General features: G+C 60.7%; 17 protein-coding genes and 2 pseudogenes. 8 read left to right on the top strand and 11 right to left on the bottom strand.

Going from position 1 to position 23,888, the window contains the following annotated elements; all coding sequences use genetic code 11:
• Positions 1 to 2: 2 nt before the first annotated feature.
• The 3 genes from KVG85_RS18195 to KVG85_RS18185 are packed head-to-tail and all read right to left on the bottom strand — an operon-like array spanning position 3 to position 1,769.
• Positions 3 to 278 carry a phosphopantetheine-binding protein gene (locus KVG85_RS18195; protein WP_039756723.1) on the bottom strand — a complete coding sequence of 92 codons (276 nt, stop codon included), beginning with the start codon at positions 276 to 278 and terminating at the stop codon, positions 3 to 5.
• Positions 256 to 1,068 (bottom strand): lysophospholipid acyltransferase family protein, encoded by an 813-nt coding sequence (locus tag KVG85_RS18190; RefSeq protein ID WP_217864566.1) that lies wholly within the window; start codon positions 1,066 to 1,068, stop codon positions 256 to 258. Before KVG85_RS18190 ends, KVG85_RS18195 begins: the two co-directional genes overlap by 23 nt.
• Positions 1,044 to 1,769 carry a beta-ketoacyl synthase chain length factor gene (locus KVG85_RS18185; RefSeq protein WP_217864565.1) on the bottom strand — a complete coding sequence of 242 codons (726 nt, stop codon included), beginning with the start codon at positions 1,767 to 1,769 and terminating at the stop codon, positions 1,044 to 1,046. Before KVG85_RS18185 ends, KVG85_RS18190 begins: the two co-directional genes overlap by 25 nt.
• Before the next feature lie 356 nt (positions 1,770 to 2,125).
• Between KVG85_RS18185 and KVG85_RS18180 the strand changes: the two genes are divergently transcribed.
• Complete coding sequence (locus KVG85_RS18180; protein ID WP_024011296.1) at positions 2,126 to 2,896, top strand: ParA family protein; 771 nt, start codon at positions 2,126 to 2,128, stop codon at positions 2,894 to 2,896.
• 130 nt (positions 2,897 to 3,026) lie between these two features.
• Here the strand turns inward: KVG85_RS18180 and trxC are convergent, their stop codons facing one another.
• Entirely contained in the window at positions 3,027 to 3,461 is a 435-nt protein-coding gene (trxC, locus tag KVG85_RS18175) for a thioredoxin TrxC (RefSeq protein ID WP_095181008.1), read from the bottom strand.
• Between the two features lie 235 nt (positions 3,462 to 3,696).
• Between trxC and mazE the strand changes: the two genes are divergently transcribed.
• Together mazE and mazF are read left to right on the top strand one after the other, a co-directional pair.
• Positions 3,697 to 3,966: a type II toxin-antitoxin system antitoxin MazE gene (gene mazE, locus KVG85_RS18170; protein ID WP_008077592.1), complete on the top strand. Its 270-nt coding sequence runs from the start codon at positions 3,697 to 3,699 to the stop codon at positions 3,964 to 3,966.
• Entirely contained in the window at positions 3,966 to 4,328 is a 363-nt protein-coding gene (gene mazF / locus KVG85_RS18165; protein ID WP_217864564.1) for a type II toxin-antitoxin system toxin MazF, read from the top strand. Before mazE ends, mazF begins: the two co-directional genes overlap by 1 nt.
• Before the next feature lie 5 nt (positions 4,329 to 4,333).
• On the opposite strand, the gene selO is transcribed toward mazF, so the two are convergent.
• The 5 genes and pseudogenes from selO to KVG85_RS26350 form a co-directional block, all read right to left on the bottom strand.
• Positions 4,334 to 5,797 (bottom strand): protein adenylyltransferase SelO, encoded by a 1,464-nt coding sequence (gene selO, locus KVG85_RS18160; RefSeq protein WP_217864563.1) that lies wholly within the window; start codon positions 5,795 to 5,797, stop codon positions 4,334 to 4,336.
• 48 nt (positions 5,798 to 5,845) lie between these two features.
• A complete protein-coding gene (gene mscK / locus KVG85_RS18155; RefSeq protein WP_217864562.1) occupies positions 5,846 to 9,199 on the bottom strand; it encodes a mechanosensitive channel MscK in 3,354 nt (1,117 codons plus the stop codon).
• A 34-nt stretch (positions 9,200 to 9,233) separates the two neighbouring features.
• Positions 9,234 to 10,976: a potassium/proton antiporter gene (locus KVG85_RS18150; RefSeq protein WP_024011302.1), complete on the bottom strand. Its 1,743-nt coding sequence runs from the start codon at positions 10,974 to 10,976 to the stop codon at positions 9,234 to 9,236.
• Positions 10,977 to 11,297: 321 nt separating this feature from the next.
• A pseudogene (locus KVG85_RS26355) lies at positions 11,298 to 11,897 on the bottom strand (methyl-accepting chemotaxis protein); the annotation flags it as partial.
• Positions 11,898 to 12,200: 303 nt separating this feature from the next.
• A pseudogene (locus tag KVG85_RS26350) lies at positions 12,201 to 12,857 on the bottom strand (MCP four helix bundle domain-containing protein); the annotation flags it as partial.
• 343 nt (positions 12,858 to 13,200) lie between these two features.
• Here KVG85_RS26350 and KVG85_RS18140 point away from each other — a divergent pair.
• The 4 genes from KVG85_RS18140 (at position 13,201) to KVG85_RS26340 (ending at position 15,766) form a co-directional block, all read left to right on the top strand.
• Positions 13,201 to 13,431, top strand: a complete 231-nt coding sequence (locus KVG85_RS18140) for a hypothetical protein (RefSeq protein WP_217864560.1) — start codon at positions 13,201 to 13,203, stop codon at positions 13,429 to 13,431.
• Positions 13,428 to 13,730, top strand: a complete 303-nt coding sequence (locus tag KVG85_RS18135; RefSeq protein WP_039756738.1) for a cell division protein ZapA — start codon at positions 13,428 to 13,430, stop codon at positions 13,728 to 13,730. Before KVG85_RS18140 ends, KVG85_RS18135 begins: the two co-directional genes overlap by 4 nt.
• A 99-nt stretch (positions 13,731 to 13,829) precedes the next feature.
• The gene (locus tag KVG85_RS26345) at positions 13,830 to 14,837 is read left to right on the top strand and encodes a cache domain-containing protein (protein ID WP_437182189.1); all 1,008 of its coding nucleotides are present in this window, start codon (positions 13,830 to 13,832) and stop codon (positions 14,835 to 14,837) included.
• Between the two features lie 83 nt (positions 14,838 to 14,920).
• Positions 14,921 to 15,766: a methyl-accepting chemotaxis protein gene (locus tag KVG85_RS26340; RefSeq protein WP_437182201.1), complete on the top strand. Its 846-nt coding sequence runs from the start codon at positions 14,921 to 14,923 to the stop codon at positions 15,764 to 15,766.
• A 201-nt stretch (positions 15,767 to 15,967) separates the two neighbouring features.
• Here KVG85_RS26340 and KVG85_RS18125 read toward each other — a convergent pair whose 3' ends face one another.
• Entirely contained in the window at positions 15,968 to 17,770 is a 1,803-nt protein-coding gene (locus KVG85_RS18125) for an acyl-CoA dehydrogenase (RefSeq protein WP_217864559.1), read from the bottom strand.
• A gap of 164 nt (positions 17,771 to 17,934) precedes the next feature.
• Positions 17,935 to 21,888: a trifunctional transcriptional regulator/proline dehydrogenase/L-glutamate gamma-semialdehyde dehydrogenase gene (gene putA / locus KVG85_RS18120; RefSeq protein WP_217864558.1), complete on the bottom strand. Its 3,954-nt coding sequence runs from the start codon at positions 21,886 to 21,888 to the stop codon at positions 17,935 to 17,937.
• Positions 21,889 to 22,346: 458 nt separating this feature from the next.
• Here putA and putP point away from each other — a divergent pair, with 458 nt between their 5' ends.
• Entirely contained in the window at positions 22,347 to 23,831 is a 1,485-nt protein-coding gene (putP, locus tag KVG85_RS18115; protein WP_217864557.1) for a sodium/proline symporter PutP, read from the top strand.
• Positions 23,832 to 23,888: the final 57 nt, after the last annotated feature.

Raw genomic sequence — 23,888 nt, 5'->3', positions numbered from 1 at the left:
TCTCAAGCTGCCTGTTTTGCCGTGACGAATGCCGCAAGGCTGGCCACGTTGGTGAAATGGTTGCGGGTGTCTTTGGCATCGGCGTCGATCTTGATGCCGTATTTTTTCTGGATCGCCAGACCCAGTTCCAGCGCGTCCACAGAGTCCAGGCCGAGGCCTTCGCCGAACAGTGTTTGCTCGTCGCCGATGTCCTCAGGGCTGATGTCTTCGAGGCCGAGGGCGTCGATGATCAGCAGTTTGATGTCACGCACCAGGCTAGCGGTGTTCAGTTCGCTCATCTGCGGCGAGCTCCTTAATGAAATAGTCATGCAAATAATCGTTGAGCTTGCGCGAGGCCTGCGGTGCGGGGCCTTGCGCGGCGAAGGTCTGTGGGTCTATATCGGCCCCCACGCGAAAACTGAAGTGCACGCGGCGATGGGGGATGCGATACCACGGCTCGGCTTTGGTCAGGGTGGTCGGGTTGACCTTGATGATCACCGGTGTAACGATTTTCGCACCGCGCAAGGCAATCGCCGCCGCCCCCCGATGAAAGGCCGGTGCCTGCCCCGGCTGGGTGCGCGTGCCTTCGGGGAAAATGATCAGGGTCTGACCGTTCTGCAACGACTGTGCGGCGGCGTCGAGCATGTCCATGCTGCCGTCGTTGCTGATGTACTCGGTGCGGCGCAGCGGGCCACGGGTGAACGGGTTTTCCCAAAGGGTTTTCTTCACTACGCAATTGGCGTGGCGCACCAGGCCGATGAGAAACACCACATCGATCAGCGACGGGTGGTTGGCGATGATCATCTGCCCCGGCCGACCAAGGCGCTCGGCACCCTCGATGTCGTAAGAGAGCACGCCGGTGCGGGCCATGAAACGCACGAAAAACCAGAACAAGCGACTGACCGTGCGCCGCGCGCGCAGGCGATGGACCAGCGCGTCACCGGGCAGGCAGCCGAGCAGCGGAAATACCAGCAGGCGCAGACACAGCCCGCCGAGCCCGAACAACGCGAAGCTCGCAGCAGTGGCCAGCAGGCGCCAGTAGTAGGCATCGCGGTGTTTGGCGGTCACGGGTTGCGATGCCAGGTCCATACACGATTTTTCCACGCATGTTGGCAGTCAGGTTGCTGGCCGAGCAGGGTTCGCAGCAGGTTGAGCGCGTGCGGCCAGTGCGCCTTTGACCGGGTTTCGGTGCTGCTGTTCAGGGTCAGCCGCCAGTCGGTACCGGGCGTGAGCAATAAACCCAGCGCGTAAGGGAACGGCACATCATCGACCCACTGCGAATACGCCTCCGGCGGCTGCTCTTCGGTGATTACCAGCAGCACGGCCGGGGCGCCTTCTTCGAGCAGCGCGGCTGCCTCAAGCATGCCGTGCTCCAGACCATCGCCAGCCGACGCGAGGGCGGTCATTTCGCTGGTTTCACCGCGCATGATCGACCACAAACCGATGATCGCGTTATGCACTGAAAGGCTGAATTGGGTCGGCGACAAGGGCTGTTCGGTGGCCAGATCGCGGAGGATTTCAAACGTGCGTGGAGTTTCGCCGTGCCGCGAGACGAACACCAGCGGCAGATTCTCCCGTCCGTCGGCCAGTGGCCAGCCAACGCTGAAGGCCATCCGCGCCAGGCGGCTGAGGCGACGGCGTTGCATGGCCGGCAGAAACGACACATCGGGCGCGGCATCACTGCTCTGCAGCACGACCGGTTGTCGGCTCCAGGCCTGCCAGGCGTCCACGCTGTCGAGCCCCGGGGCCCACGCGCGCCATTGGGCGATGTTGAAGTTGATCACGGACATTCATCCCGCCCCTGCGGGCTTTCGTTGACGCGTTGAGTCGCCAGCGCCGCAGCAGGCTTGGCTTGGCGCAGGGCGCCGGGTGGCGCGCATTATCCCGGTGCGACGGGTGTGTAGCAAATGTTGGTTACATTTTGCCCAACAAAATGTACCGAGCGGTTCGCTGCATGGCTATCACTTGGCCATTATCCAGATTTGACGCGGCGTGTCTGTCAGGTGTCTCTGGGATGGCTGGCGGTTTTTTCCATGTCTGGGCGTCGATTTTTACACCTGACGACGTAGTCCATGTCGGTGAAGGTAGCGAAGCGCGGTCACCGCCAACTACACTCGGTCATTCTTTGATACACGGAGGTTTGGTCATGCGGCGCGTGGTGTTCAATCAGAAAGGTGGCGTGGGCAAATCCAGCATCGCCTGCAATCTGGCGGCGGTCAGCGCCAGCGAGGGTTATCGCACGTTGTTGGTCGACCTCGATGCGCAGGCCAATTCCACTCAGTATCTGACCGGGCTCACCGGCGACGATATCCCGATGGGCATCGCCGATTTCTTCAAACAAACCCTGTCCTCCGGGCCGTTCTCGAAAAAGAATCAGGCGGACATTTACGAAACCCCGTTCGACAACCTGCACATCATTACCGCCACTGCCGAACTGGCCGACCTGCAGCCCAAGCTCGAGGCCAAGCACAAGATCAACAAGCTGCGTAAGTTGCTCGATGAGCTATCGGAAGACTACGACCGGATTTATCTGGATACCCCGCCGGCACTGAATTTCTACGCGGTATCGGCGCTGATTGCCGCGGATCGAGTGTTGATCCCCTTTGACTGCGACAGCTTTTCACGTCAGGCCCTGTACGGACTGATCGCCGAGATCGAGGAGTTGAAGGACGACCATAACGAAGGCCTGGAAGTCGAAGGCATCGTGGTCAATCAGTTTCAGGCGCGGGCCAGCCTGCCGCAGCAGATGCTCGATGAGTTGATCGCCGAAGGCTTGCCGGTATTGCCGGTGTACCTGAGCAGTTCGGTGCGCATGCGCGAGTCGCACCAGGCCAGCATGCCGCTGATCCACCTCGATCCACGGCACAAGCTGACCCAGCAGTTTGTGGAACTGCACAATCTGCTGGAAGACCACTGATTCCCCGACTCACACACAAATCCTGTGGGAGCGAGCCTGCTCGCGAAGAGGCCGGCACATTCAACATCGGCGCTGAATGATCGACCGCCTTCGCGAGCAGGCTCGCTCCCACAGGGTGGTCTGTGTCGGGTCAGATGCCTTGGCTACGCAGCCACGCCATCAACTGCGGCAATGGCAACGCACCGCTCTGCCGCGCCACTTCCCTGCCGTTTTTAAACAGAATCAGACTCGGAATCGAGCGAATCCCCAACTGCGCCGACAATTGCTGGTTCGCTTCGCTGTCGAGCTTGGCCAGCCGACACTTGCCCGCCAGCTGCGCAGCAGCCTGTTCGAACACCGGCGCAAACGACTTGCACGGCCCGCACCAGTCCGCCCAGACATCCACCAGTAACGGTAGATCGCCCTTGATCTGACTGGCGTAATCGCCTTGCTTGAGTTCGAAAGGCTTGCTCAGCAGTACCGCAGATTTGCAACGTCCGCACTTGGGTTGATCGGCGAGACGCTCGGCTGGAATGCGGTTGACGCCGTTGCAGGAGGGGCAGGGGATGAGGAGTGGGGTGGTCATGATTGGTTCTCTGATAGGCAGTCTATAGAACTGATTTGGAGTCGATCTGCCAACTTATCAATGTCGCAACTGCTCACATTTTTCTCAAAACCGTTCCGGGATCGATGGCTAGTCTGAAGACCAATTCGGCGTTTTAGCTTGTCGTGAGGAGATCGCTTTGTCTTTATCTGCGTGCTACTTTTGTTGCACTAGTCCAGGAATCGATGATTCCTATGCATCAAATCGGAGCGACATAATGTCCGTAACTTCCAAGATACGCCGCCAAGGCGGCGCTGCCGTCATTACGATTCCGCCCACGCTTTTAAAGTTGTTGCATCTGGAGGTTGGCGCACAGCTAGAGCTGAATGTGGTCGATGGCGAACTGATTGCTCGTCCAGCCGTAGCCGCTACGCGTAAGCGTTATAGTTTGTCAGAGCTACTCGAAGGCGCAGAAGAATTGCAGAAACTTAACGCCCAGACTAGCGAGACCCTTGAAGGTGATTCTGTCGGCCGGGAGCTGGGTTGATGGTGCGCCGACAGCCCCCTCAGCGGGGTGACGTTTACTGGATTGATCCAAACCCAGTGGCGGGGCGGGAGATGATGAACAGACATCGCTTTGTGGTGATCACGCCCAGAGAGATCAACGCATTGGGCGTGAGCATGACGGTGCCTGTTACTAGCGGTGGGAATTTCAGCCGGAATATGGGTTTGGCGGTCGCCATTACTGGCCACGAAACCAATGGTGTAGCGGTGTGTAATCAGATTCGCAGTTTTGACATAGAACAACGGGTACGAGACGGCACGGCCAAATTCATCGAGCGACTGGATGACGTGACAATGTCTGACATCGTCGACCGTGTAATCAGTGCAATCGACCCGCTAAGCTGAAGCGCCTACGAAGAACAACTGATCTCCAAATGCTTTCCCCACTCCGGTGGCCGCTCGGCGTAACCCTCCATCCCCGGCTGCTCCTCAAACGGTTTGCTCAGCACCGCATGCAGTCGGCGTACCTCGGCATAATCCCCTTGCTCAGCCGCATCAATCGCTTTTTGCGCAAGGTAATTGCGCAGGATGTACAGCGGATTGACGGCATGCATCCGTGCGCGGCGTTGTGCCTGATCGGCATTGCCGTCGCGGCCGACCCGGGCGACGTAGCGTTCGCCCCATGCATCGAAACCTTTGATATCGACAAAATCGTCGCGCAGGCGGGCGATGGCCTGTTCGGCTGACTCTTCACCGAGGCGGCGGAAGAACAGCGTGTAGTCGACGCCGCTGTTCTGCATCAGTTGCAGCAGGTTTTCCAGCAGTTGCTGATCGTCGTCCTCGGCGGTGGTGAAGCCGAAGCGGCGGCGCATCAGGTCGAGGTAGTGCGCCTGGAACAGCGGCAGGTACAAGCCGAGGGTTTCGCGCAGGGCCTCGACGCTGATGAACGGCGTCAGCGCCTGGGCGAGCGCGCTGAGGTTCCACTGACCCACCGGCACCTGATTGCTGAACGAGTAGCGGCCCTGATCATCGGAGTGATTGCAGATGAAATGCGCGTCGAAGTCATCGAGGAAGGCGAACGGGCCGAAGTCGAAGGTGATGCCGAGGATCGACATGTTGTCGGTATTCATCACGCCGTGGCAGAAGCCATAAGCCTGCCACTTGGCGATCAGTTCGGCGTTGCGCTCGACGATCTCGCGAAACATCGCCAGATACGGTTCCGGTTGTTCGAGGCATTCGGGGAAGTGCATCGCCAGCACGTGCTCGCCGAGCTGTTTCTGCTGCTCGGGGCGCTTGGTGTAGTAGAAATATTCGAAGTGGCCGAAGCGGATGTGGCTCGGCGCCAGACGCAGCACCATCGCCGCGCGTTCCTGCTTTTCCCGCCAGACCGGGGTATCGGAGCCAATCACGCAGGCGGCCCGCGAGGACGGAATGTTCAGTGCGTACAGCGCTTCAGAAGCGAGAAACTCGCGAATCGATGAGCGCAGCACCGCGCGGCCATCGCCCATGCGCGAAAACGGCGTCTGCCCGGCGCCCTTGAGGTGCAAATCCCAATGCTCGCCGGCGGTGTTGTACACCTCGCCCAGCAGCAGACCGCGCCCGTCGCCCAGTTGCGGGGTATAACCGCCGAACTGATGCCCGGAATACACCATCGCCCGTGGCTCGGCGTCGGCCCACAGCTTGTGGCCGCCAAACAGTTGCGCGAATTCTTCGGTTTCGGCGCTGGCCGCATCGAGATCGAGCAAGGCCAGAGCGGCCGGGCTGGCGACCACCAGACGCGGATTGTCGATCGGTTCGGGCAGCACGTGCGCGGAGAACGCGTCGCCCAGGCGGGCAAAGCGGTTGTCGAAAGTCAGTTCGTCGAGGGCTTTCACGGGCCGGCTCCAGCAGAATGTCCGAGCATTCTGCTGGGACCATGTCGGTTAGTCGAGTTTGCTCGGTGGCGGTTCCGGCAACGGTTTCTGCCCGTCGACGATCGGCACGATGGTTTTGTTCTCGGGTTCCACAGGCACCATCTTGTATTCCTGACCGTGCAGGTTCTTCAGATAAACCTCCATCTGCCGGAACGAGATGTTGATGTGCTGCTTCTTGAACTCGCGATTGATGAAGCGGTTAACCTCATCCAGCACCGGGTTGCGGTCGCCGAGATCGCGTACATGCATGCGCAGTTCGTGGTCGAGGGTGCTTTCGCCGAAGTTGAGGAAGTACACGTGTGGCTCCGGTTCTTTGAGCACACGCGGGTTCTCCCGGGCTGCTTTGAGCAGCAGTTCCTTGACCAGATCCAGATCCGAGCCGTAATCGACGCCCAGTTTCAACGTGACGCGGGTGATGGTGTCGGTCAGCGACCAGTTGATCAGTTGCCCGGTGATGAACGTCTTGTTCGGGACAATGATGTCCTTGCGGTCAAAATCCGTGATGGTCGTGGCGCGGATGCGGATCTTGCTCACCGTACCCGAGAGGTTGCCGATGGTGATGGTGTCGCCGATTCGCACCGGGCGTTCGAAGAGGATCATGATGCCGGAGATGAAGTTGGCGAAGATCTCCTGCATACCGAAACCGAGGCCTACCGACAGCGCCGCCACCAGCCATTGCAACTTGTCCCAACTGACGCCGAGGGTCGACAGGGTGGTGACAAAACCAACGCCGGCAATCACGTAGGACAGCAGCGTCGTTGTCGCATAAGCGCTACCCTGGGCCAGGTTGAGCTTGGACAGCACGAACACTTCGAGCAGACCGGGCAAGTTGCGCGCCAGCGCGAAGGTGATGCCGATGATGATCAGCGCGCCGAGCATGTCGCCGATGCTGATCGGCACCATGCTCATGTTGGCGCCGGTGCCGCTGGTGTATTCGTAGAGGGTGATGTTGTCCAGATACGAGAACACCGAAATCAGGTCCGACCAGACCCAGTACAGCGCCGCGATGAAACCACCGAGCAGGGCCAGGCGGATCAGGCGCAGGGACTGTTCGTTGACCTTTTCGATATCCAGCGTCGGCTCTTCGATCACCGCTTCGCCGTCGCCGGCCTCTTTTGCCGCCTGCCGTTTGGCCAGCGCGCGCTGGTAAGCCAGACGCCGCGCGGCAACGCTCAGACCACGCACGAAGGTGGCCTCGATCACCAGCCAGAACATCAGCAGGTACAGGGTATTGATCAAGCGGTCGCTGAGTTTCAGCGCGGTGTAGTAGTAGCCGAAGCACACCGCGACAAACAGGGCGATCGGCAGCAGGGTGAACATCACTCCGACGGCTTTGCGGAACAGCGAAGCGTTCTGGTGCGTCGGGCTGCTGATCAGCAGGCGACTGAGCAGCCACGCCATCAAGGCGTAGCAGGTCAGCACCACCGGCATGCCGAGCACGTCATCGGCCAGCGCCGCTGGTTGCAATTCGGCGACGGCCACCACGGCCACCAGCGCCATGACCACAAGGCCCAATCGACGCACCCAGCCCTGAAGGAACTCGACCTGCGGTTTTTCCCAGCGGAAGTGCAATTCCGCCACGCCACCCGGCGCAAGAATCCGGTACGCGGTGTAGAACACCAGCCAGGCCTGGCCCATCTGCAACAGCGCCGCGCCCATGTTGGCGTTCTGCCCGCGCGCGTCGATCTGCAGGGCCAGGCCGCACAGCGCCAGACCCAGCGCCACCGGCATCGCCAGCAGGATGTTGATCAGAATCGCCTGCGGCGTGTGCCACTGGCTGTCGCGCTTGAAGTGGCCGATGTCCTGGTGAACCTTGTTGAGTCGTCCGTACAGCGCCTTGCGGCGCCACAACAGGGCGCCAATCAGCAGCGCCAGAGGCAAGAACAGCAATGGCCGCTGGGTCAGGCCGTCAGCCAGCTCGCTCAGGCTCGACGCCCAGGGCAAGGTATTGACCTGCCGCTCCAGGCGCTCGGGCACACCGCGCATCCATTCCACGTCCAGCGGCTTGTTGCTGGGGATCCAGAACATCTGTTCGTCGAGGGTCGCGCGCAGGCTTTGCGCGGTGCTCAGCAATTGTTTCTGGTTGAGCTGCAGGGTGATCGATTCGTTGAGCATCGCGCTCAACTCGCGGTTCAGCCGCTCGAGCAGATCAGCGCGGGTGTTGGCCAGATCCAGGAGGCTTTTGCGCAGTTGCGGGGTGACCTGCTCTGGCGGCTGGGTAGCCAGCAGATTGTCGACATAGGACGCCGGGTTGCTCAGCAGCTCCCGCTGCTGGCTGACATCAAACTGATACAGGCGAATATCGGCAATCTGGTCGGCGAGGTCGCGGTCGACCTTCAAGTGCGGCAGCGCCTGCTTCTGTTTGTAGAGGATTTTCGACAGCAGCAGGCTGCCCTTGAGCACGTTGATTTGCTCGTCCAGCGCCGAATCGCTCTGGGTCAGGGTGTCGAGTTGCTGTTTGGTCTGCAGGTTCTGCTGCGTGACTTCGTTGAGACGGTCGGTGCTCTTGAGCAAATAGTCGGAAAGCTTGAGATTGGTCGCGCTCTCGCTCGCCAGCAGGCTGCTGCCGCCGGCCTTCTGCGCCTCGATCGATTGCTGGGTAACGGTTTCCTGCGACTGCGCCAGACGTTTCTGGTTGATCAGGGTTTGCAGTTCCTGGATCTCGCGGTCGAGGCGATCGGATTTCTCCGAAAGCAAGTCGTGCTGGGCATTGCCGAGATCCTGCAACTGGGTGTTGCCGGCCAGTTCCTGGCGGCGCAGCGGAATCAGTGCATTGAGTGCGGCGAGTTCGGCGTTCAACTGGTCGCGCTGTTCGGCGGTGACCGTTTTGCCGGTGTCCTTGCCGGATTTGAGGATGGTGTTGATCTGCTGGATGCGCGTCTGGCTGGCGGAAATCTCCGCCTGAGCGCGCTCGGGGCGAGTCTGTGCAGTGATGATCAGGCTGTTGGCTTCGGCCAGAGCTTTTTGCAGATCGCTTTGCTGGGTCGAGCGATCGGTAAGGATCTGCTCCAGTTGCTGGATCGACTCTTTCGGAAAGCGCTGCGCTACCGGCACCGGTGCGGTGGCCTTGAGACGGCTGAGTTCGCGGGTGTTTTCAATCGTCTGCTTCGGCGCGTTGGCCAGCTGACGCTTGAGATCGATCAGCTTCTGCTCGTAATCACGCTGGTTGTTCAGTTGATTGAGGGTGTTCTGCAGGACGGTCTGCAGGGTCTTCTTGTCGGCGTCCGGCAGTTTGCTGTCGGCCAGCTTGTCGAGGCTGGCCTGCACGGCGTCGCTGGACGGTGGTTCGGCAGCATGCAGCGGGCCGACGACGAGACTGAGGCCCAGCAGGGCCGCGGCGAAAAAGGAGCGCAGGGTAGGCATAGAGACCGGTCAAGCAAGTGAGAGTGGAGGCAGTTTAGAGGAAGAGTCCGGGGCCCGGGCGACTTCCTTCGGGGAATCTGACGCCCACTTTGCCGATCTTGTTCCCGTCCATGACCGCCACCGTCCAGTGGGTGTTGTTCCACTCCACCTGGTCGCCGACGATGGGAGCACCCCCGACTTTTTGCGCAATGAACGCGCCCAGAGTCATGTCCGGATCAATGCCTTCGGCCGGCAAGCCATACAGCGCTGCAACCGCTTTAAGCTGGGCGTCTCCTTCGAGCACGAAGTCGCCGAAGAAACGCAGATCGAGGCCGCGTTGCGGTGCCTGGCTGAACAGTTTACCGAGGGCCGGCAAGTTGTGTTCATGGCCAATAACACACAGCAAATCATCGACTTCCAGCACCGTACTACCCGACGGATGGAGCAGTTGCTGACCACGAAACAGCGCCGCGATGCGTGTGCCTTCGGGCATTTTCAGCTCACGCAGGGGCGAACCGATGCACCATTTCTCCGCGCCGAGCTTGTAAACGAACAGTTCCCACTCGCTGGTGACGTGCACTTCCAGTGCCGCTCGGGATATCGGCGCTGGCTCTGGCGGAACGGTCACCTTGAGCAATTTGGCCACCCACGGCAGGCTCGTGCCCTGCACCAGCAGCGACACCAACACGATGAAGAACGCCAGATTGAAATACAACTGCGCTTGCGGCAGCCCGGCCATCAGCGGGAATACCGCGAGAATGATCGGCACCGCGCCGCGCAGGCCGACCCAGGAAATAAAGGCTTTTTCGCGACCGTGAAAGGCCTTGAACGGCAGCAGGCCGACCATCACCGACAGCGGCCGTGCAAACAGGATCATCCACAGCGCCAGACCGAGGGCGGGCAGGGCGATCGGCAGCAGATCGTGGGGCGTGACCAGCAGGCCCAGCACCAGGAACATGCCGATCTGCGCCAGCCAGGCCATGCCGTCGAGCATGTGCAGAATGCCGTGGCGGCTGCGCACCGGGCGGTTGCCGATCACCAGGCCGCACAGATAGACAGCGAGGAAGCCGCTGCCATGCAAGGCGTTGGTCAGCGCGAACACCACCAGACCGCCAGCAATGATGAGGATCGGATAGAGCCCAGCGGCGAGATTGATGCGGTTGACCAGTTGCAGCATCACCCAGCCGCCGCCCAGACCGATCACGCCACCGATGCCGAATTCGCGGATCAGGTGGGTCAGCAGACTCCAGTGCAAGCCGGTTTCGCCGCTGGCGAGCATGTCGATCAGGGTCACGGTGAGAAACACCGCCATCGGGTCGTTGCTGCCGGATTCGATTTCCAGACTGGCGCTGACCCGTTCGTTGAGGCCTTTACCGCCGAGCAGCGAGAACACCGCAGCGGCGTCGGTCGAGCCGACGATGGCGCCGATCAGCAGGCCCTGAATCAGATTGAGGTCGAACAGCCACGCAGCGGCCATCCCGGTCAGCCCGGTGGTGATCAACACCCCGACCGTGGCCAGCGACAGCGCCGGCCACAAGGCCACGCGGAAACTCGACACCCGCGTACGCAAGCCGCCGTCGAGCAGGATCACTGCCAGGGCGAGGTTGCCGACCAGATAGGCCGTCGGGTAGTTATCGAAAATGATCCCGCCACCATCGACCCCGGCGGCCATGCCGACCGCGAGAATGATGACCAGAATCGGAATGCCGAGACGTGAAGAAAGAGAACTGACAAGAATGCTTGCGCCTACCAGCAACGCGCCGATCAAGAACAGGCTGTTGATGGTCGTCGCATTCAAAGGCAGTACTCCGGAAGCGTAAAGACGAGGCACAAACTGACCATGCAGTCTGCGTGCCAGCGATTCTAACCTGTTGAAATGTGATGCTGTCAAAAAGGATTTCAGGGGGGCATCAGAATTCGAGTTCGACACGGCATTGCTGCCCCTCACCCTAGCCCTCTCCCGGAGGGAGAGGGGACTGATCGGAGTGAATGTGCCTGCTGCTGCGCCCTGAACTACCGAGTCGAACGGGCATTTCGAAAGCCCCCGATGCTCCCTTCCCCCTCGCCCCCTTGGGGGAGAGGGCTGGGGTGAGGGGGTAGCTTTTGATCTTGCTTTCGGTTACAGGCTGAACCGCCCAACCATGTTGTTAAGGTCCAGTGCCAAGCGCGACAGCTCATTGCTCGCCGCACTGGTCTGATTGGCGCCGGTTGCCGATTGCACCGACAGATCGCGGATGTTGACCAGATTGCGATCGACTTCCCGCGCCACCTGCGCCTGCTCTTCGGCGGCGCTGGCGATGACCAGGTTGCGCTCGTTGATTTCGACGATGGCGCTGTTGATGGTGTCCAGCGACATCCCGGCGCCACGGGCGATATTCAAGGTCGATTCGGCGCGTTCGGTGCTGTTGCGCATCGAATCTACGGCGTGTTCGGTGCCGCTCTGGATGCTGCCGATCATGCGCTCGATTTCGCTGGTCGACTGCTGGGTGCGATGGGCCAGTGCGCGCACTTCGTCCGCCACCACGGCAAAACCACGACCGGCCTCACCGGCACGGGCTGCTTCGATCGCTGCGTTCAAGGCCAGCAGGTTGGTCTGGTCGGCCAGCCCACGAATCACGTCGAGCACCTTGCCGATGTCGCGGGATTCATTGGCCAGGTCGCCGATCAGCGACGCGGTGCTCTGCACGTCGGCGCTCATGCGTTCGATGGCGCTGACGGTTTCCTGCACCAGATCACGGCCGTCGCCCGCCGAAGTGGTGGCGTTTTTCGAGGCTTCCGAAGTGCTGACCGCGTTGCGCGCGACTTCTTCGACGGCGCTGGTCATCTCATTGACCGCAGTGGCGGCCTGCTCGATTTCGTTGTTCTGCTGGGTCAGGCCGCGCGCACTTTCATCGGTGACGCTGTTCAGCTCTTCCGCAGCAGACGCAAGCTGTGTGGCCGAACCGGAGATGCGCTGCAGGGTATCGCGCAGCTTCGATTGCATCTTCGCCATCGCCGCCAGCAGGCGCCCGGCTTCATCTTCGCCATCGACATGGATCGGCTGGGTCAGGTTGCCTTCGGCGATGGTTTCCGCCGCCTCGAGTGCCTTTGAAATCGGCTTGGTAATGCTCACGGTCAGCAGCCAGGCGAACAGCAGGGTCAGGCCGCTGGCGATCACCAGCAGAGTGACGACCAGATCGAACGACATCGAGTACTGATCCTTGGCGCCCTGATCAGTCTCGGCAATTTGTTGAGTGTTGATCTCCAGCAGACGCGCAAGTGCGGTGTTGACGGCCTCTGAGTTGCTCAGCAAATCGCTGTTGAGCATCTGCCGCAACTCGTCGACCTGATTGTTGCGCGACAGGGTTTTCATGCGTTCTTCAAGCTGACGGTACTGCGCCAGCAACTGCACGTACTGATCGTACGCCGCGCGTTCCTCGGGGCTGGAGATCAGTGGTTCATAGGCGCGTTGCGCATCGCTGATCTGGCGGTTGCGCAGGTCGAACAGTTCGATGGTTTTCTGCTGCACGTCGGGTTCGCGATTGATCAGCAAACGATAGGACAGCACGCGCAGGCGCAGGGTCAGTTGGGTGAATTCGTCCAGAGCCTTGATCGACGGCACGCTGGCGGTAGCGATGTCTTCGCCGGCCGCGCGGATCTTGCTCATCTGGTTCAGCGCAAACACGCCGAGGATCAACATCAGGCCGCCGATCAGGGCGAAGCCGGTGAACGCCCGTGGGGCGATATTCATATTGCGAAGGGACATGGGCGGATACCGAAAAGGGCCGCATCCATGCGGGCTGAGACTGCTGTATGGGTGACTTATCGGTCATACGACTAAAGTCTTGAGGTGGTGTGCGTATTTGTCGCAGAGGGGCTTGAGCGACGAAGTGCAGGAACCAGATCGACCAATCACAGTCTTTTAAACTCGCGAGAAGCTTCGCCACCCAGGAAAATCAAGGCCTTGCGCCGGTTTAGCCCTGGCATCCGTGGTGACTTTTCTTTATCGTACGCGCCCTTTGAAAAACGCTTGGAAGATCAAAATGTTGGAAGCATCCCTCAGCCAATTGGAACAGCTCGTCAGCGACCTGGTGCAACAGAACCAGACCTTGCTGCAGACCAACCAGACCCTGTCCACGGAACTGGCCCAGGCCAAGGATGAAAACGAAAACCTGCAACTGAGCCTGATGGAGCAGGAAGAAAAACACGGCGCCACCGCCGCGCGCATTCAGGCGCTGGTTGATCGCGTCAATGCCGGTCCTGTCAGCGCATGAACCACGGCACAGCAGGGGTAAAAGTCATCTCCATTCTCGGCGAGGACTATTCGATCAAGGCACCGGCCGGGGAAGAACAGACCCTGCTGGACGCGGCGATGATGCTCAAGGCAGCGCTGGAAGACACCAAGCGCAAATACCCGACGCTGATCGGCGACCGTTTGCTGGTGCTGGCGGCGATGAATCTGTGCTCGCAGCAGATCGAAATGAAGAAGCAGCACAAAGAAGAACTCGAGCGTTATCAAGAGCAAGTCAGCGCCACGGTCGAGACGATTGCCAAGACCATCAGTCAGGGCTGATGAGGTTGCGCACAACCAAGGAATAGATTGTCGGTTGGGGTGTATACAATCGGCACGGCTGTTGCAGTGTTTCGGCCACTTATTCCTTGGGGGTGCTCCATGCAGTGGTGGCGACGCAGTATTCAGTGGCAGTTGATTCTCGGCATGGGCGCGGCCCTGCTGATCAGCATCGTGATCGTGGTTGGCATTTATACCCTGGTGGTCAACCGCCTCGCCCAGAGCTATCTGGTCGAGCAAGCACTGCCGTCGAGTATCGAAGCGACGCGCAACGATATCGAACGCATCCTCGTGCAACCGCTCACCGCCGCCAAGGACATCGCCAGCAACAGCATGGTGCGTGACTGGCTGGCGACAGGCGAGGACAGCAGCAAAACCGCGCTTTTTGCGCAGTATCTGGAAGGGATCCGCGCCGAACACAAGGCCTTCACTGCGCTGATCATCGGCACCGAATCCAACCACTACATCACCGAAAAAGGCCTGGACCGCACCCTCAGTCGCGCGAAACCGGCCGATGCGTGGTTCTATTCCTTTCTCGACAGCAGTCAGCCGCGCACCCTCAATATCGACAACGACGGCGCCACTGGCGAGCTGGCCCTGTTCATCGATCTGAAGGTCGAGCAGGCCGGCAAAGTCGTCGGTGTCGCCGGACTTGGGCTGAGCATGAAAGAGCTGTCGGAGCTGATCCACAACTTCAGTTTCGGCGAGCGCGGCAAGGTCTATCTCGTGCGTTCCGACGGTCTGATTCAGGTCCATCCTGAGGCGCAGTACAGCGGCAAACGCACCTTGACCGAGCAGATCGGTGCCAATGCGGCGCAAGCGCTGATGGGGCACAAGGATGCGGTGAACAGCAGTTTCGAACGCGACGGTGAAGACTTCCTCGCCTTCAGCCTGCCGCTGCGTGATCTCGGCTGGACGCTGGTGGCCGAAGTGCCGCAGTCGCAAATCTACGCCGAAGCACGGAAAGCGATGTGGATGAGTGGCGGCATCGGTCTGGTGGTGGCGTTGGTCTGCCTGGCGTTGGTGGTGTGGCTGGCGCAGGGGCTGGTACGACCGATTCGACAAGTAACACGGCGCTGGTGGCCATCGGTAGCGGTGGTGGAGATTTGACCCACCGGTTAGATTCCAGCCGTGCCGATGAGCTGGGCGACCTGGCGCGCGGCTTCAATCGTTTCCTCGACAGCCAGCGCGCGATGATCGGCGAGGTGCTGACCACCAGCGAACGCCTGCGCACGGCCGTGGGGCAAGTGGCGAAGGTGGTGGACAACACCGCCGAGCGTTCGGGCCGGCAGCAGGAAATGACCGACATGGTAGCCACCGCCGTCCACGAAATGGGCCTGACCGTGCAGGAGATCGCCCAAAACGCCGGCAACGCCGCGCTTGCCTCACAAACCGCGCGCGATGAGGCGTTGCAGGCGCGGGAAGTGGTCGGTGGCTCGATCCGTCATATCGAAAGCATGTCCGATGAAATCGGCGTAGCGGCGGGCGCAGTGGCTGAGCTGGCGCAGCAAGTGGCGTCGATCGATTCGGTACTGGCGGTGATTCGTGGCGTTTCCGAACAGACCAATCTGCTCGCACTTAATGCCGCTATCGAAGCGGCGCGCGCCGGGGATATGGGGCGCGGGTTTGCCGTAGTTGCAGACGAAGTACGCACTCTGGCGCGCAGAACCCAGGCCTCGACCGACGAAATTCAACTGATGATCGGCAGCCTCAAGCAAGGCGCGGAAAACGCCGTGTCGTCGATGCGCACCGGTCAGGCTGCAACCGGCACCGGGGTAGAATCGAGCCAGCGCACCGGCGCGTCGCTGACGGCGATTACCGGCCAGGTCGAGCGCATCAGTGACATGAACCATCAGGTAGCGACCGCGACCGAGGAGCAGTCGGCGGTGACCGAAGAGATCAACCGCAACGTGCAGGGGATTTCCGATCTGGCGCGGGCGACGGCGGGGGAGGTTCGGGCCTGTCGTGAGGATTGTCAGATGTTGCAGCGGCTGGCGGATGATCTGGCGCGGCAGATGGGTGGGTTCAAGTTGAGTTGAGTATCAGACCTGAAAAGCCCCTCACCCTAGCCCTCTCCCGGAGGGAGAGGGGACTGACCGAGGCGTCTCTCGCTATACATCGACCTGAAAACACCAGTCGATTATGGATCCGACAAGGCCCTTTCAGGTCGGCGTACTTCTTGAATATCCCCCATTCGGCCCCCTCTCCCTCCGGGAGAGGGCTGGGGTGAGGGTAGCGTTTCAGAACCACGCATCCTGCATCCCCAGACACGTTTCATCCCGCGCCTCCAGCAGGTCCAGCTCATGCTGGCAACCCGGCACTTCCCATGTCAGGAAATACCGCGCCGCCTGCAACTTGCCCTTGTAGAAGTCAACATCCGCCGAATTGCCTTTGGCCAGGCCTTCCTCGGCGCGGATCGCCTGCTCTAGCCAGCGCCAGCCGATCACCGCGTGGCCGAACACTTTCAGGTACAGCGCCGAGTTCGCCAGGCTGCTGTTGACCTTGCCTTGGGCCAGATCCGTGAGCAGGCCGATGGTCACGGTTTGCAAGCGGGCCACGAGTTTTTCCAGCGGTTCGCGCAGGGTAGTCAACGAGTCGTAGGCAGTGGCACGTTCGGCCGTGTTGGCGATCAATCGAATCAGTTGCTTGAGACCGGCGCCACCGTTCTGCACCAGTTTGCGCCCAAGCAGATCCAGCGACTGGATGCCGTGGGTGCCTTCGTGGATCGGATTCAAGCGGTTGTCACGGTAGTACTGCTCCACCGGGTACTCACGGGTGTAGCCGTGGCCGCCAAGAATTTGGATCGCCAGTTCGTTGGCCTTCAGGCAAAACTCCGAAGGCCAGGATTTGACGATCGGCGTCAGCAGGTCCAACAGTTCATGAGCCTGTTTGCGTTCGGCTTCGGTTTCCAGCGTGGTGGTGTCATCGAACAACCGCGCGGCATACAGGCCGAGGTCAAATGCCCCTTCGACGTAGGACTTCTGCGTCAGCAGCATGCGTCTGACGTCCGCGTGCTGAATGATCGCCACCGGCGCGGTGGTCGGATCCTTGCTGTCTGGCACCCGGCCCTGCGGCCGCTCACGCGCATATTCCAGCGAATACAGGTAACCGGCATAGCCGAGCATCACTGCGCCCATGCCGACGCCGATCCGCGCTTCGTTCATCATCTGGAACATGTAGCTCAAACCATGGTGCGGTTTGCCCACCAGATAGCCGACGCACTCGCCGTTATCGCCGAAGTTCAGCGCCGTCGATGTGGTGCCGCGCCAGCCCATCTTGTGGAACAAGCCGGCGAGCAGCACGTCGTTGCGCTGGCCGAGGCTGCCGTCGTCGTTGACCAGAAACTTCGGCACGATAAACAGCGAAATACCTTTCACCCCCGGCGGGGCGTCGGGCAGTTTGGCGAGCACCATGTGCACGATGTTTTCCGACAGTGGGTGATCACCACCGGAAATGAAAATCTTGTTGCCCTTCAGGCGATAGGTGCCGTCGGATGCGGGCTCGGCGCGGGTGCGAATGTCCGACAGCGACGAACCGGCATGGGGCTCGGTCAGGGCCATGGTGCCGAAGAAACGTCCGTCGATCATGGGTTGCAGGAAGCGCTGTTTCTGCTCTTCGCTGCCGAAGCTCTCGATCAGGTTGGCCGCGCCCATGGTCAGGAACGGGTACGAGGTCGACGCTGCGTTGGCGGACTGAAAGTGCGCGAAGCAGGCTTGCGACAGCAGGGTCGGTAATTGCATGCCGCCCGCTTCAAAACTGCGTGCGGCGTTAAGAAATCCGGCTTCGAGAAAGGCATCCACCGCCGGTTTCACTTCGGGAATCAGAATGGCCTGGCCGTCTTCATAGCGCGGCTCGTTTTCATCGCCCTTGCGGTTGTGCGGGGCGAAATACTTTTCGGCGATGTTGCGCGCGGTGCCGATGGCGGCGTCGAAGGTCTCGCGATTGTGCTCGGCAAAGCGCTCGCGCCGGGTCAGGCCCTCGGCATCGAGGACTTCGTACAACTCGAAAGCCAGATTGCGGGAACTGAGCAGCGTCTCGGACATGGCGGCCTACCTTAAGAAAGTATGCCGCAGTCTAGGTAGGCCCATAAAAATGGGGAAGGAAGATAGATAAGGGTGATGGGGCGGCACAAGCCACAAGCTTCAAGCTGCAAGTAAGAGCAGTTTGCTTTTACTTGCAGCTTGTCGCTCGAAGCTTGTAGCTGCTTTTATCCGATGGTCATCAAGCTGGCATTACCCCCCGCCGCAGCGGTGTTGACGCTCAATGCCCGTTCGATCACCAGACGCTCCAGGGCAATGTTGGTCTCGCCCTGAGACAGGCCCTGAACGCCAACGATTGCACCGCCACGCTGGGCGATCTGCTGGCAGACGCCGCGCAACTGGTCGGAGTGGCCGTGATGCAGCACGGCATCGAACACCACTTCGTCCTTGTTCCAGTCGGCGACGCGCTTGATCCGCGCCTGCACTTCTTTCGGCAGACGGGCGAACAACGCCTTGCTCAGCTCGGTTTCCGGCCACACCGCCGAACCGCCCACCGCCAGCACCGCCGCCAGTTGCGTCAGCAGATCACCTTCAACTTCCGCCAGGCACAGCACGTGTTCGCGCGGCAGGATGGCGTAGCTGTTTTTCTCGCCGGTCGGGCCGGCCAGCACGCGGGTGATGCCGCTCTGCGATTGCGCCGCGTATTGCACGCACAGAGTGCTCAGGTCGGCGAACTTGTTGTTATCGGCCCAGGCTTTCAGCGCGTTCAACGATTGGCTCATGGCATCGCGCAAGCGCACGTCCGGGGCGACGATGGCATCACCGCGGGCGAAGGATTGTTCGATGGCGTCGGCAGGACGCGTCGACAGCAGGCGGTACAGATACAGCGGGCCACCGGCTTTCGGGCCAGTACCCGACAGGCCTTCGCCGCCGAATGGCTGCACGCCGACCACGGCACCAACGATGTTGCGGTTGACGTAGACGTTACCGGCGTTGACGTTGTCGATCACCTTGGCGATGGTCTCGTCGATGCGCGTGTGCACGCCCAGCGTCAGGCCGTAACCGGAGGCGTTGATCTGGCCGATCAGTTGGTCCAGCTCCTTGCGCTTGTAGCGCACCACGTGCAGTACCGGGCCGAAGATTTCGCGTTGCAGTTCGTCGAAGCTTTCCAGCTCGATCAGGGTCGGCATGACGAAGGTGCCGCGCTTGACCTCTTCGCTGTCGGCAATCGCCACCTGGTAAACATTCCGACCTTTGTCGCGCATGCCCTGGATGTGCTTGTCGATGCCGGCCTTGGCTTCGGCGTCGATCACCGGGCCGATATCCACGGACAGGCGCTCGGGGTTGCCGAGACGGCTTTCAGCCATGGCACCCTTGAGCATTTCGATGACGCGATCGGCGGAATCTTCCTGCAGGCACAGCACGCGCAGTGCCGAGCAACGCTGACCGGCGCTGTCGAAGGCCGACGACACCACGTCGATCACCACTTGTTCGGTCAGTGCCGAGGAATCGACGATCATCGCGTTCTGGCCACCGGTTTCGGCGATCAGCGGAATCGGACGGCCCTGGCTGTCGAGACGGCCAGCGATGTTGCGTTGCAGCAAGCGCGCGACTTCGGTGGAACCAGTGAACATCACGCCTTTGACGCGCTCATCGCCAACCAGACCGGCGCCGACGGTTTCACCGCGCCCCGGCAGCAGTTGCAGCACGCCTTCCGGAATGCCGGCTTCGAGCATCAGACGCACGGCTTGAGCGGCGACCAGCGGAGTCTGTTCGGCCGGTTTGGCCAGTACCGGGTTGCCGGCGGCCAGAGCGGCAGCGACTTGACCGCTGAAAATTGCCAGCGGGAAGTTCCACGGGCTGATGCACACCACCGGACCAAGTGGACGGTGGGCGTCGTTGCTGAAATCGTTGCGTGCCTGCACTGCGTAATAACGCAGGAAGTCGACCGCTTCGCGGACTTCGGCGATGGCGTTGGCGAAAGTCTTACCGGCTTCGCGAGCCAACAGGCCCATCAGCGGCTGGATTTCGCCCTCCATCAAATCAGCGGCACGTTCCAGAATTGCAGCACGTTCGGCCGGCGGGGTGGCCTGCCAGATCGGCGCGGCGTTCAGCGCGCATTGAATGGCGTTGTCGACATCTTCGACCGTAGCTTCTTGAACGTGACCGACCACATCGCGGTGATCGGACGGGTTCAGCACCGCGACCGGCGTTTCGTTGCTGGAGGCGCAACCGAGCATCGGCGCGGCTTTCCAGTCGTTGTGCGCGGTGGCGAGCAAAGCGCAGGACAGCGAGGCCAGACGATGTTCGTTAGCCATGTCGATGCCGCTGGAGTTGGCGCGCTCGGCACCGTACAGGTCACGCGGCAGCGGAATGCGCGGGTGCGGCAGGCCAAAACCGCCTTCCACGGTGGCCATCTGCTCGATCTGTGCCACCGGATCGGCCACCAGTTCCTGAATCGAAATCGACTGGTCGGCGATGCGGTTGACGAACGAAGTGTTCGCGCCGTTTTCCAGCAAGCGACGTACGAGGTAAGCCAGCAGGGTTTCGTGAGTGCCGACCGGTGCGTACACGCGGCACGGACGGTTCAGCTTGCCCTCGGAAACCTTGCCGACAACCTGTTCGTAGAGCGGTTCGCCCATGCCGTGCAGGCACTGGAACTCGTACTGGCCCGGGTAATAGTTCTGACCGGCGATGTGGTAGATCGCCGACAGGGTGTGGGCGTTGTGCGTAGCGAATTGCGGGTAGATGACTTCCGGTACCGACAGCAGTTTGCGTGCGCACGCAATGTAGGAAACGTCGGTGTAAACCTTGCGGGTGTAGACCGGATAGCCTTCCAGGCCTTCGACCTGAGCGCGTTTGATTTCGCTGTCCCAGTACGCACCTTTCACCAGGCGGATCATCAGGCGATGACGGCTGCGGCGGGCCAGATCGATCACGTAGTCGATCACGTACGGGCAACGTTTCTGGTAAGCCTGGATAACGAAACCGATGCCGTTCCAGCCAGTCAGCTGCGGCTCGAAGCACAGGCGCTCAAGCAGATCCAGCGACAGCTCGAGGCGATCGGCTTCTTCGGCGTCGATGTTCAGGCCGATGTCGTATTGCTTGGCCAGCAGAGTCAGCGACAGCAGGCGCGGGTACAGCTCGTCCATCACGCGCTCGTACTGCGCACGGCTGTAACGCGGGTGCAGCGCCGAGAGCTTGATGGAGATGCCCGGGCCTTCATAAATCCCACGGCCGTGGGACGCTTTGCCGATCGAATGGATCGCTTGTTCGTACGACGCCAGGTATTTTTGCGCGTCGATTTCGGTGAGTGCCGCTTCACCGAGCATGTCGTAGGAATAACGGAAGCCCTTGGCTTCGAACTTGCTCGCATTGGCCAGCGCTTCGGCGATGGTTTCGCCGGTCACGAACTGCTCGCCCATCAGGCGCATGGCCATGTCGACGCCCTTGCGGATCATCGGCTCGCCGCTCTTGCCGATGATGCGGCTCAGCGACGAGGTCAGGCCGGCTTCGTTGTGGGTGGAGACCAGTTTGCCAGTCAGCAGCAGACCCCAGGTCGCAGCGTTGACGAACAGCGAAGGGCTGTTGCCCAGGTGCGGATGCCAGTTGCCGGTGCTGATCTTGTCGCGGATCAGCGCATCGCGGGTGCCTTTGTCCGGGATGCGCAGCAACGCTTCGGCCAGGCACATCAGCGCCACGCCTTCCTGGGACGACAGGGAGAACTCCTGCAGCAGGCCCTGAACAATGCCCGCACGACCGCCGGCACTTTTCTGGTTACGCAGTTTTTCGGCGATGGTCGCCGCGAGTTTGTTGGTGGCTTCGGCCATCGGTGCTGGCAGGCGCGCCTGCTCGATCAGCATCGGCACCACTTCCGGCTCAGGGCGGCGGTAGGCGGCGGTGATTGAAGCACGCAGCACGGATTGCGGCAGAATGCTTTCAGCAAATTCGAGGAAGCATTGGTGAGCGTGATCGGTCTGCACTTCGCCTGCGTCATCGGCGTCTTTGGCGGTTAAACCGTTCAACTCGGTCAGGGTTGCACCACCCTCGAGTTTTTCCAGGTAATTGAAAATTGCCTGCTTGATCAGCCAGTGCGGCGTGCGATCAATCGAGGTTGCGGCAGCCTTCAGGCGCTCGCGGGTCGGGTCATCGAGTTTGACCCCAAGGGTGGTGGTAGCCATATTTTTATCCTCATGGTTGCCACAGTTGCGTGGCATCAGCTGGCCGCAAGATTAGCCGTGCGTTGAATGAGGTGCAACCGGGTGCAACCCTTTTTTTGCCGGAATAATACGCAGCTCGTCAGGAAATAATTTCTGGTACGAAAGTGCCGCTCCTGCTTGGTGCTTTTGCTTCTAGCAAATAGCCGTGACTGCGACAAAAGGGAGCAAAAACGCGGTGATCGTCGATTAATCCGACTGGGTGCAACTAATTCTCGCGAAACTGGTTGCACCTTATTTGCTTTGTTGCATAGCATTCGCCGCCAAGGTGCAACCGGGAATAACCCGGTGCACCGGCTGATGGCTTTCCTGGGGAAACATCAGTCTTAAATGCGCGGGATCCCGGATCGTCTGCCAAACGTCGTCGTTTGCGAGCGGTTCACCACCGCCGCTACATAAAAACAAAGCCAGGGCGTAACTCAATGAGCGTAAGCAATCCAACCCTGATCACGTTCGTGATCTACATCGCAGCAATGGTGCTGATCGGCTTGATGGCCTATCGCTCCACCAACAACCTTTCCGACTATATTCTCGGTGGTCGCAGCCTCGGCAGCGTCGTCACCGCGCTGTCTGCCGGTGCCTCCGACATGAGCGGCTGGTTGCTGATGGGCCTGCCGGGCGCCATCTACATGTCCGGTCTGTCCGAAAGCTGGATCGCCATCGGCCTGATCGTCGGTGCCTACCTGAACTGGCTGTTTGTCGCCGGCCGTCTGCGTGTGCAGACCGAGCACAACGGCGATGCCCTGACTCTGCCGGATTATTTTTCCAGCCGTTTCGAAGATAAAAGCGGCTTGCTGCGGATTATCTCGGCGATCGTGATTCTGGTGTTCTTTACCATCTACTGCGCTTCCGGCATCGTCGCTGGTGCCCGTCTGTTCGAAAGCACGTTCGGCATGACCTACGAAACGGCGCTGTGGGCCGGTGCTGCGGCGACGATTGCCTACACCTTCATCGGCGGTTTCCTCGCAGTGAGCTGGACCGACACCGTCCAAGCCACGCTGATGATCTTCGCGCTGATCCTTACGCCGATCATCGTCCTGCTGGCCACAGGCGGCGTTGACACCACGTTCCTCGCCATCGAAGCGCAAGATCCAAGCAACTTCGACATGCTCAAAGGCACCACCTTCATCGGCATCATCTCGCTGATGGGCTGGGGTCTGGGCTACTTCGGCCAGCCGCACATCCTCGCGCGTTTCATGGCGGCGGATTCGGTGAAGTCGATCGCCAAGGCGCGTCGCATTTCCATGGCTTGGATGATCCTGTGCCTGGGCGGCACCGTTGCGGTGGGCTTCTTCGGTATCGCTTACTTCTCGGCGCACCCGGAAGTCGCCGGTCCTGTGATCGAGAATCCGGAGCGCGTGTTCATCGAACTGGCGAAAATCCTCTTCAACCCATGGGTTGCCGGTGTACTGCTGTCGGCCATTCTGGCTGCGGTGATGAGCACCCTGAGCTGCCAGTTGCTGGTGTGCTCGAGCGCCCTGACCGAAGACTTCTATAAAGCCTTCCTGCGCAAATCCGCTTCGCAACTGGAGCTGGTCTGGGTCGGTCGTGCCATGGTGCTGCTGGTAGCCCTGATTGCTATCGCGCTGGCTGCCAACCCGGAAAACCGCGTGCTGGGCCTGGTGTCCTACGCCTGGGCCGGTTTCGGTGCTGCATTCGGTCCGGTGGTGCTGATTTCGGTGGTCTGGAAAGACATGACCCGCAACGGCGCACTGGCCGGTATTCTGGTCGGCGCGATCACCGTGGTGGTCTGGAAGCATTTCGAACTGCTGGGTCTGTACGAAATCATTCCGGGCTTCATCTTCGCCAGCCTGGCCATCTACTTTGTCAGCAAGGCGGGTGAGCCGACTCGTGGCATGGTTGAGCGTTTCGAGGCAGCGGAAAAAGACTTCCATCTGAACAAGTGATGGACTGAGCTTCGGCTCACATGAAAACGGCCCGTTTCCTACAGGAAGCGGGCCGTT

The sequence above is a fragment of the Pseudomonas triticicola genome (assembly GCF_019145375.1).
Classification (GTDB): domain Bacteria; phylum Pseudomonadota; class Gammaproteobacteria; order Pseudomonadales; family Pseudomonadaceae; genus Aquipseudomonas; species Aquipseudomonas triticicola.
Note: the sequence above shows the minus strand (reverse complement) of the source record. Positions and strands in the feature narration are given on the sequence as shown.

Bases quoted from the DNA above. Each gene is read 5' to 3' on its own strand.
- KVG85_RS18195 (WP_039756723.1), bottom strand. From the start codon at position 278: ATGAGCGAACTGAACACCGCTAGCCTGGTGCGTGACATCAAACTGCTG.
- KVG85_RS18190 (WP_217864566.1), bottom strand. From the start codon at position 1,068: ATGGACCTGGCATCGCAACCCGTGACCGCCAAACACCGCGATGCCTAC.
- KVG85_RS18185 (WP_217864565.1), bottom strand. From the start codon at position 1,769: ATGTCCGTGATCAACTTCAACATCGCCCAATGGCGCGCGTGGGCCCCG.
- KVG85_RS18180 (WP_024011296.1), top strand. From the start codon at position 2,126: ATGCGGCGCGTGGTGTTCAATCAGAAAGGTGGCGTGGGCAAATCCAGC.
- trxC (WP_095181008.1), bottom strand. From the start codon at position 3,461: ATGACCACCCCACTCCTCATCCCCTGCCCCTCCTGCAACGGCGTCAAC.
- mazE (WP_008077592.1), top strand. From the start codon at position 3,697: ATGTCCGTAACTTCCAAGATACGCCGCCAAGGCGGCGCTGCCGTCATT.
- mazF (WP_217864564.1), top strand. From the start codon at position 3,966: ATGGTGCGCCGACAGCCCCCTCAGCGGGGTGACGTTTACTGGATTGAT.
- mscK (WP_217864562.1), bottom strand. From the start codon at position 9,199: ATGCCTACCCTGCGCTCCTTTTTCGCCGCGGCCCTGCTGGGCCTCAGT.
- KVG85_RS18140 (WP_217864560.1), top strand. From the start codon at position 13,201: ATGTTGGAAGCATCCCTCAGCCAATTGGAACAGCTCGTCAGCGACCTG.
- KVG85_RS18135 (WP_039756738.1), top strand. From the start codon at position 13,428: ATGAACCACGGCACAGCAGGGGTAAAAGTCATCTCCATTCTCGGCGAG.
- KVG85_RS26345 (WP_437182189.1), top strand. From the start codon at position 13,830: ATGCAGTGGTGGCGACGCAGTATTCAGTGGCAGTTGATTCTCGGCATG.
- KVG85_RS26340 (WP_437182201.1), top strand. From the start codon at position 14,921: ATGATCGGCGAGGTGCTGACCACCAGCGAACGCCTGCGCACGGCCGTG.
- KVG85_RS18125 (WP_217864559.1), bottom strand. From the start codon at position 17,770: ATGTCCGAGACGCTGCTCAGTTCCCGCAATCTGGCTTTCGAGTTGTAC.
- putA (WP_217864558.1), bottom strand. From the start codon at position 21,888: ATGGCTACCACCACCCTTGGGGTCAAACTCGATGACCCGACCCGCGAG.
- putP (WP_217864557.1), top strand. From the start codon at position 22,347: ATGAGCGTAAGCAATCCAACCCTGATCACGTTCGTGATCTACATCGCA.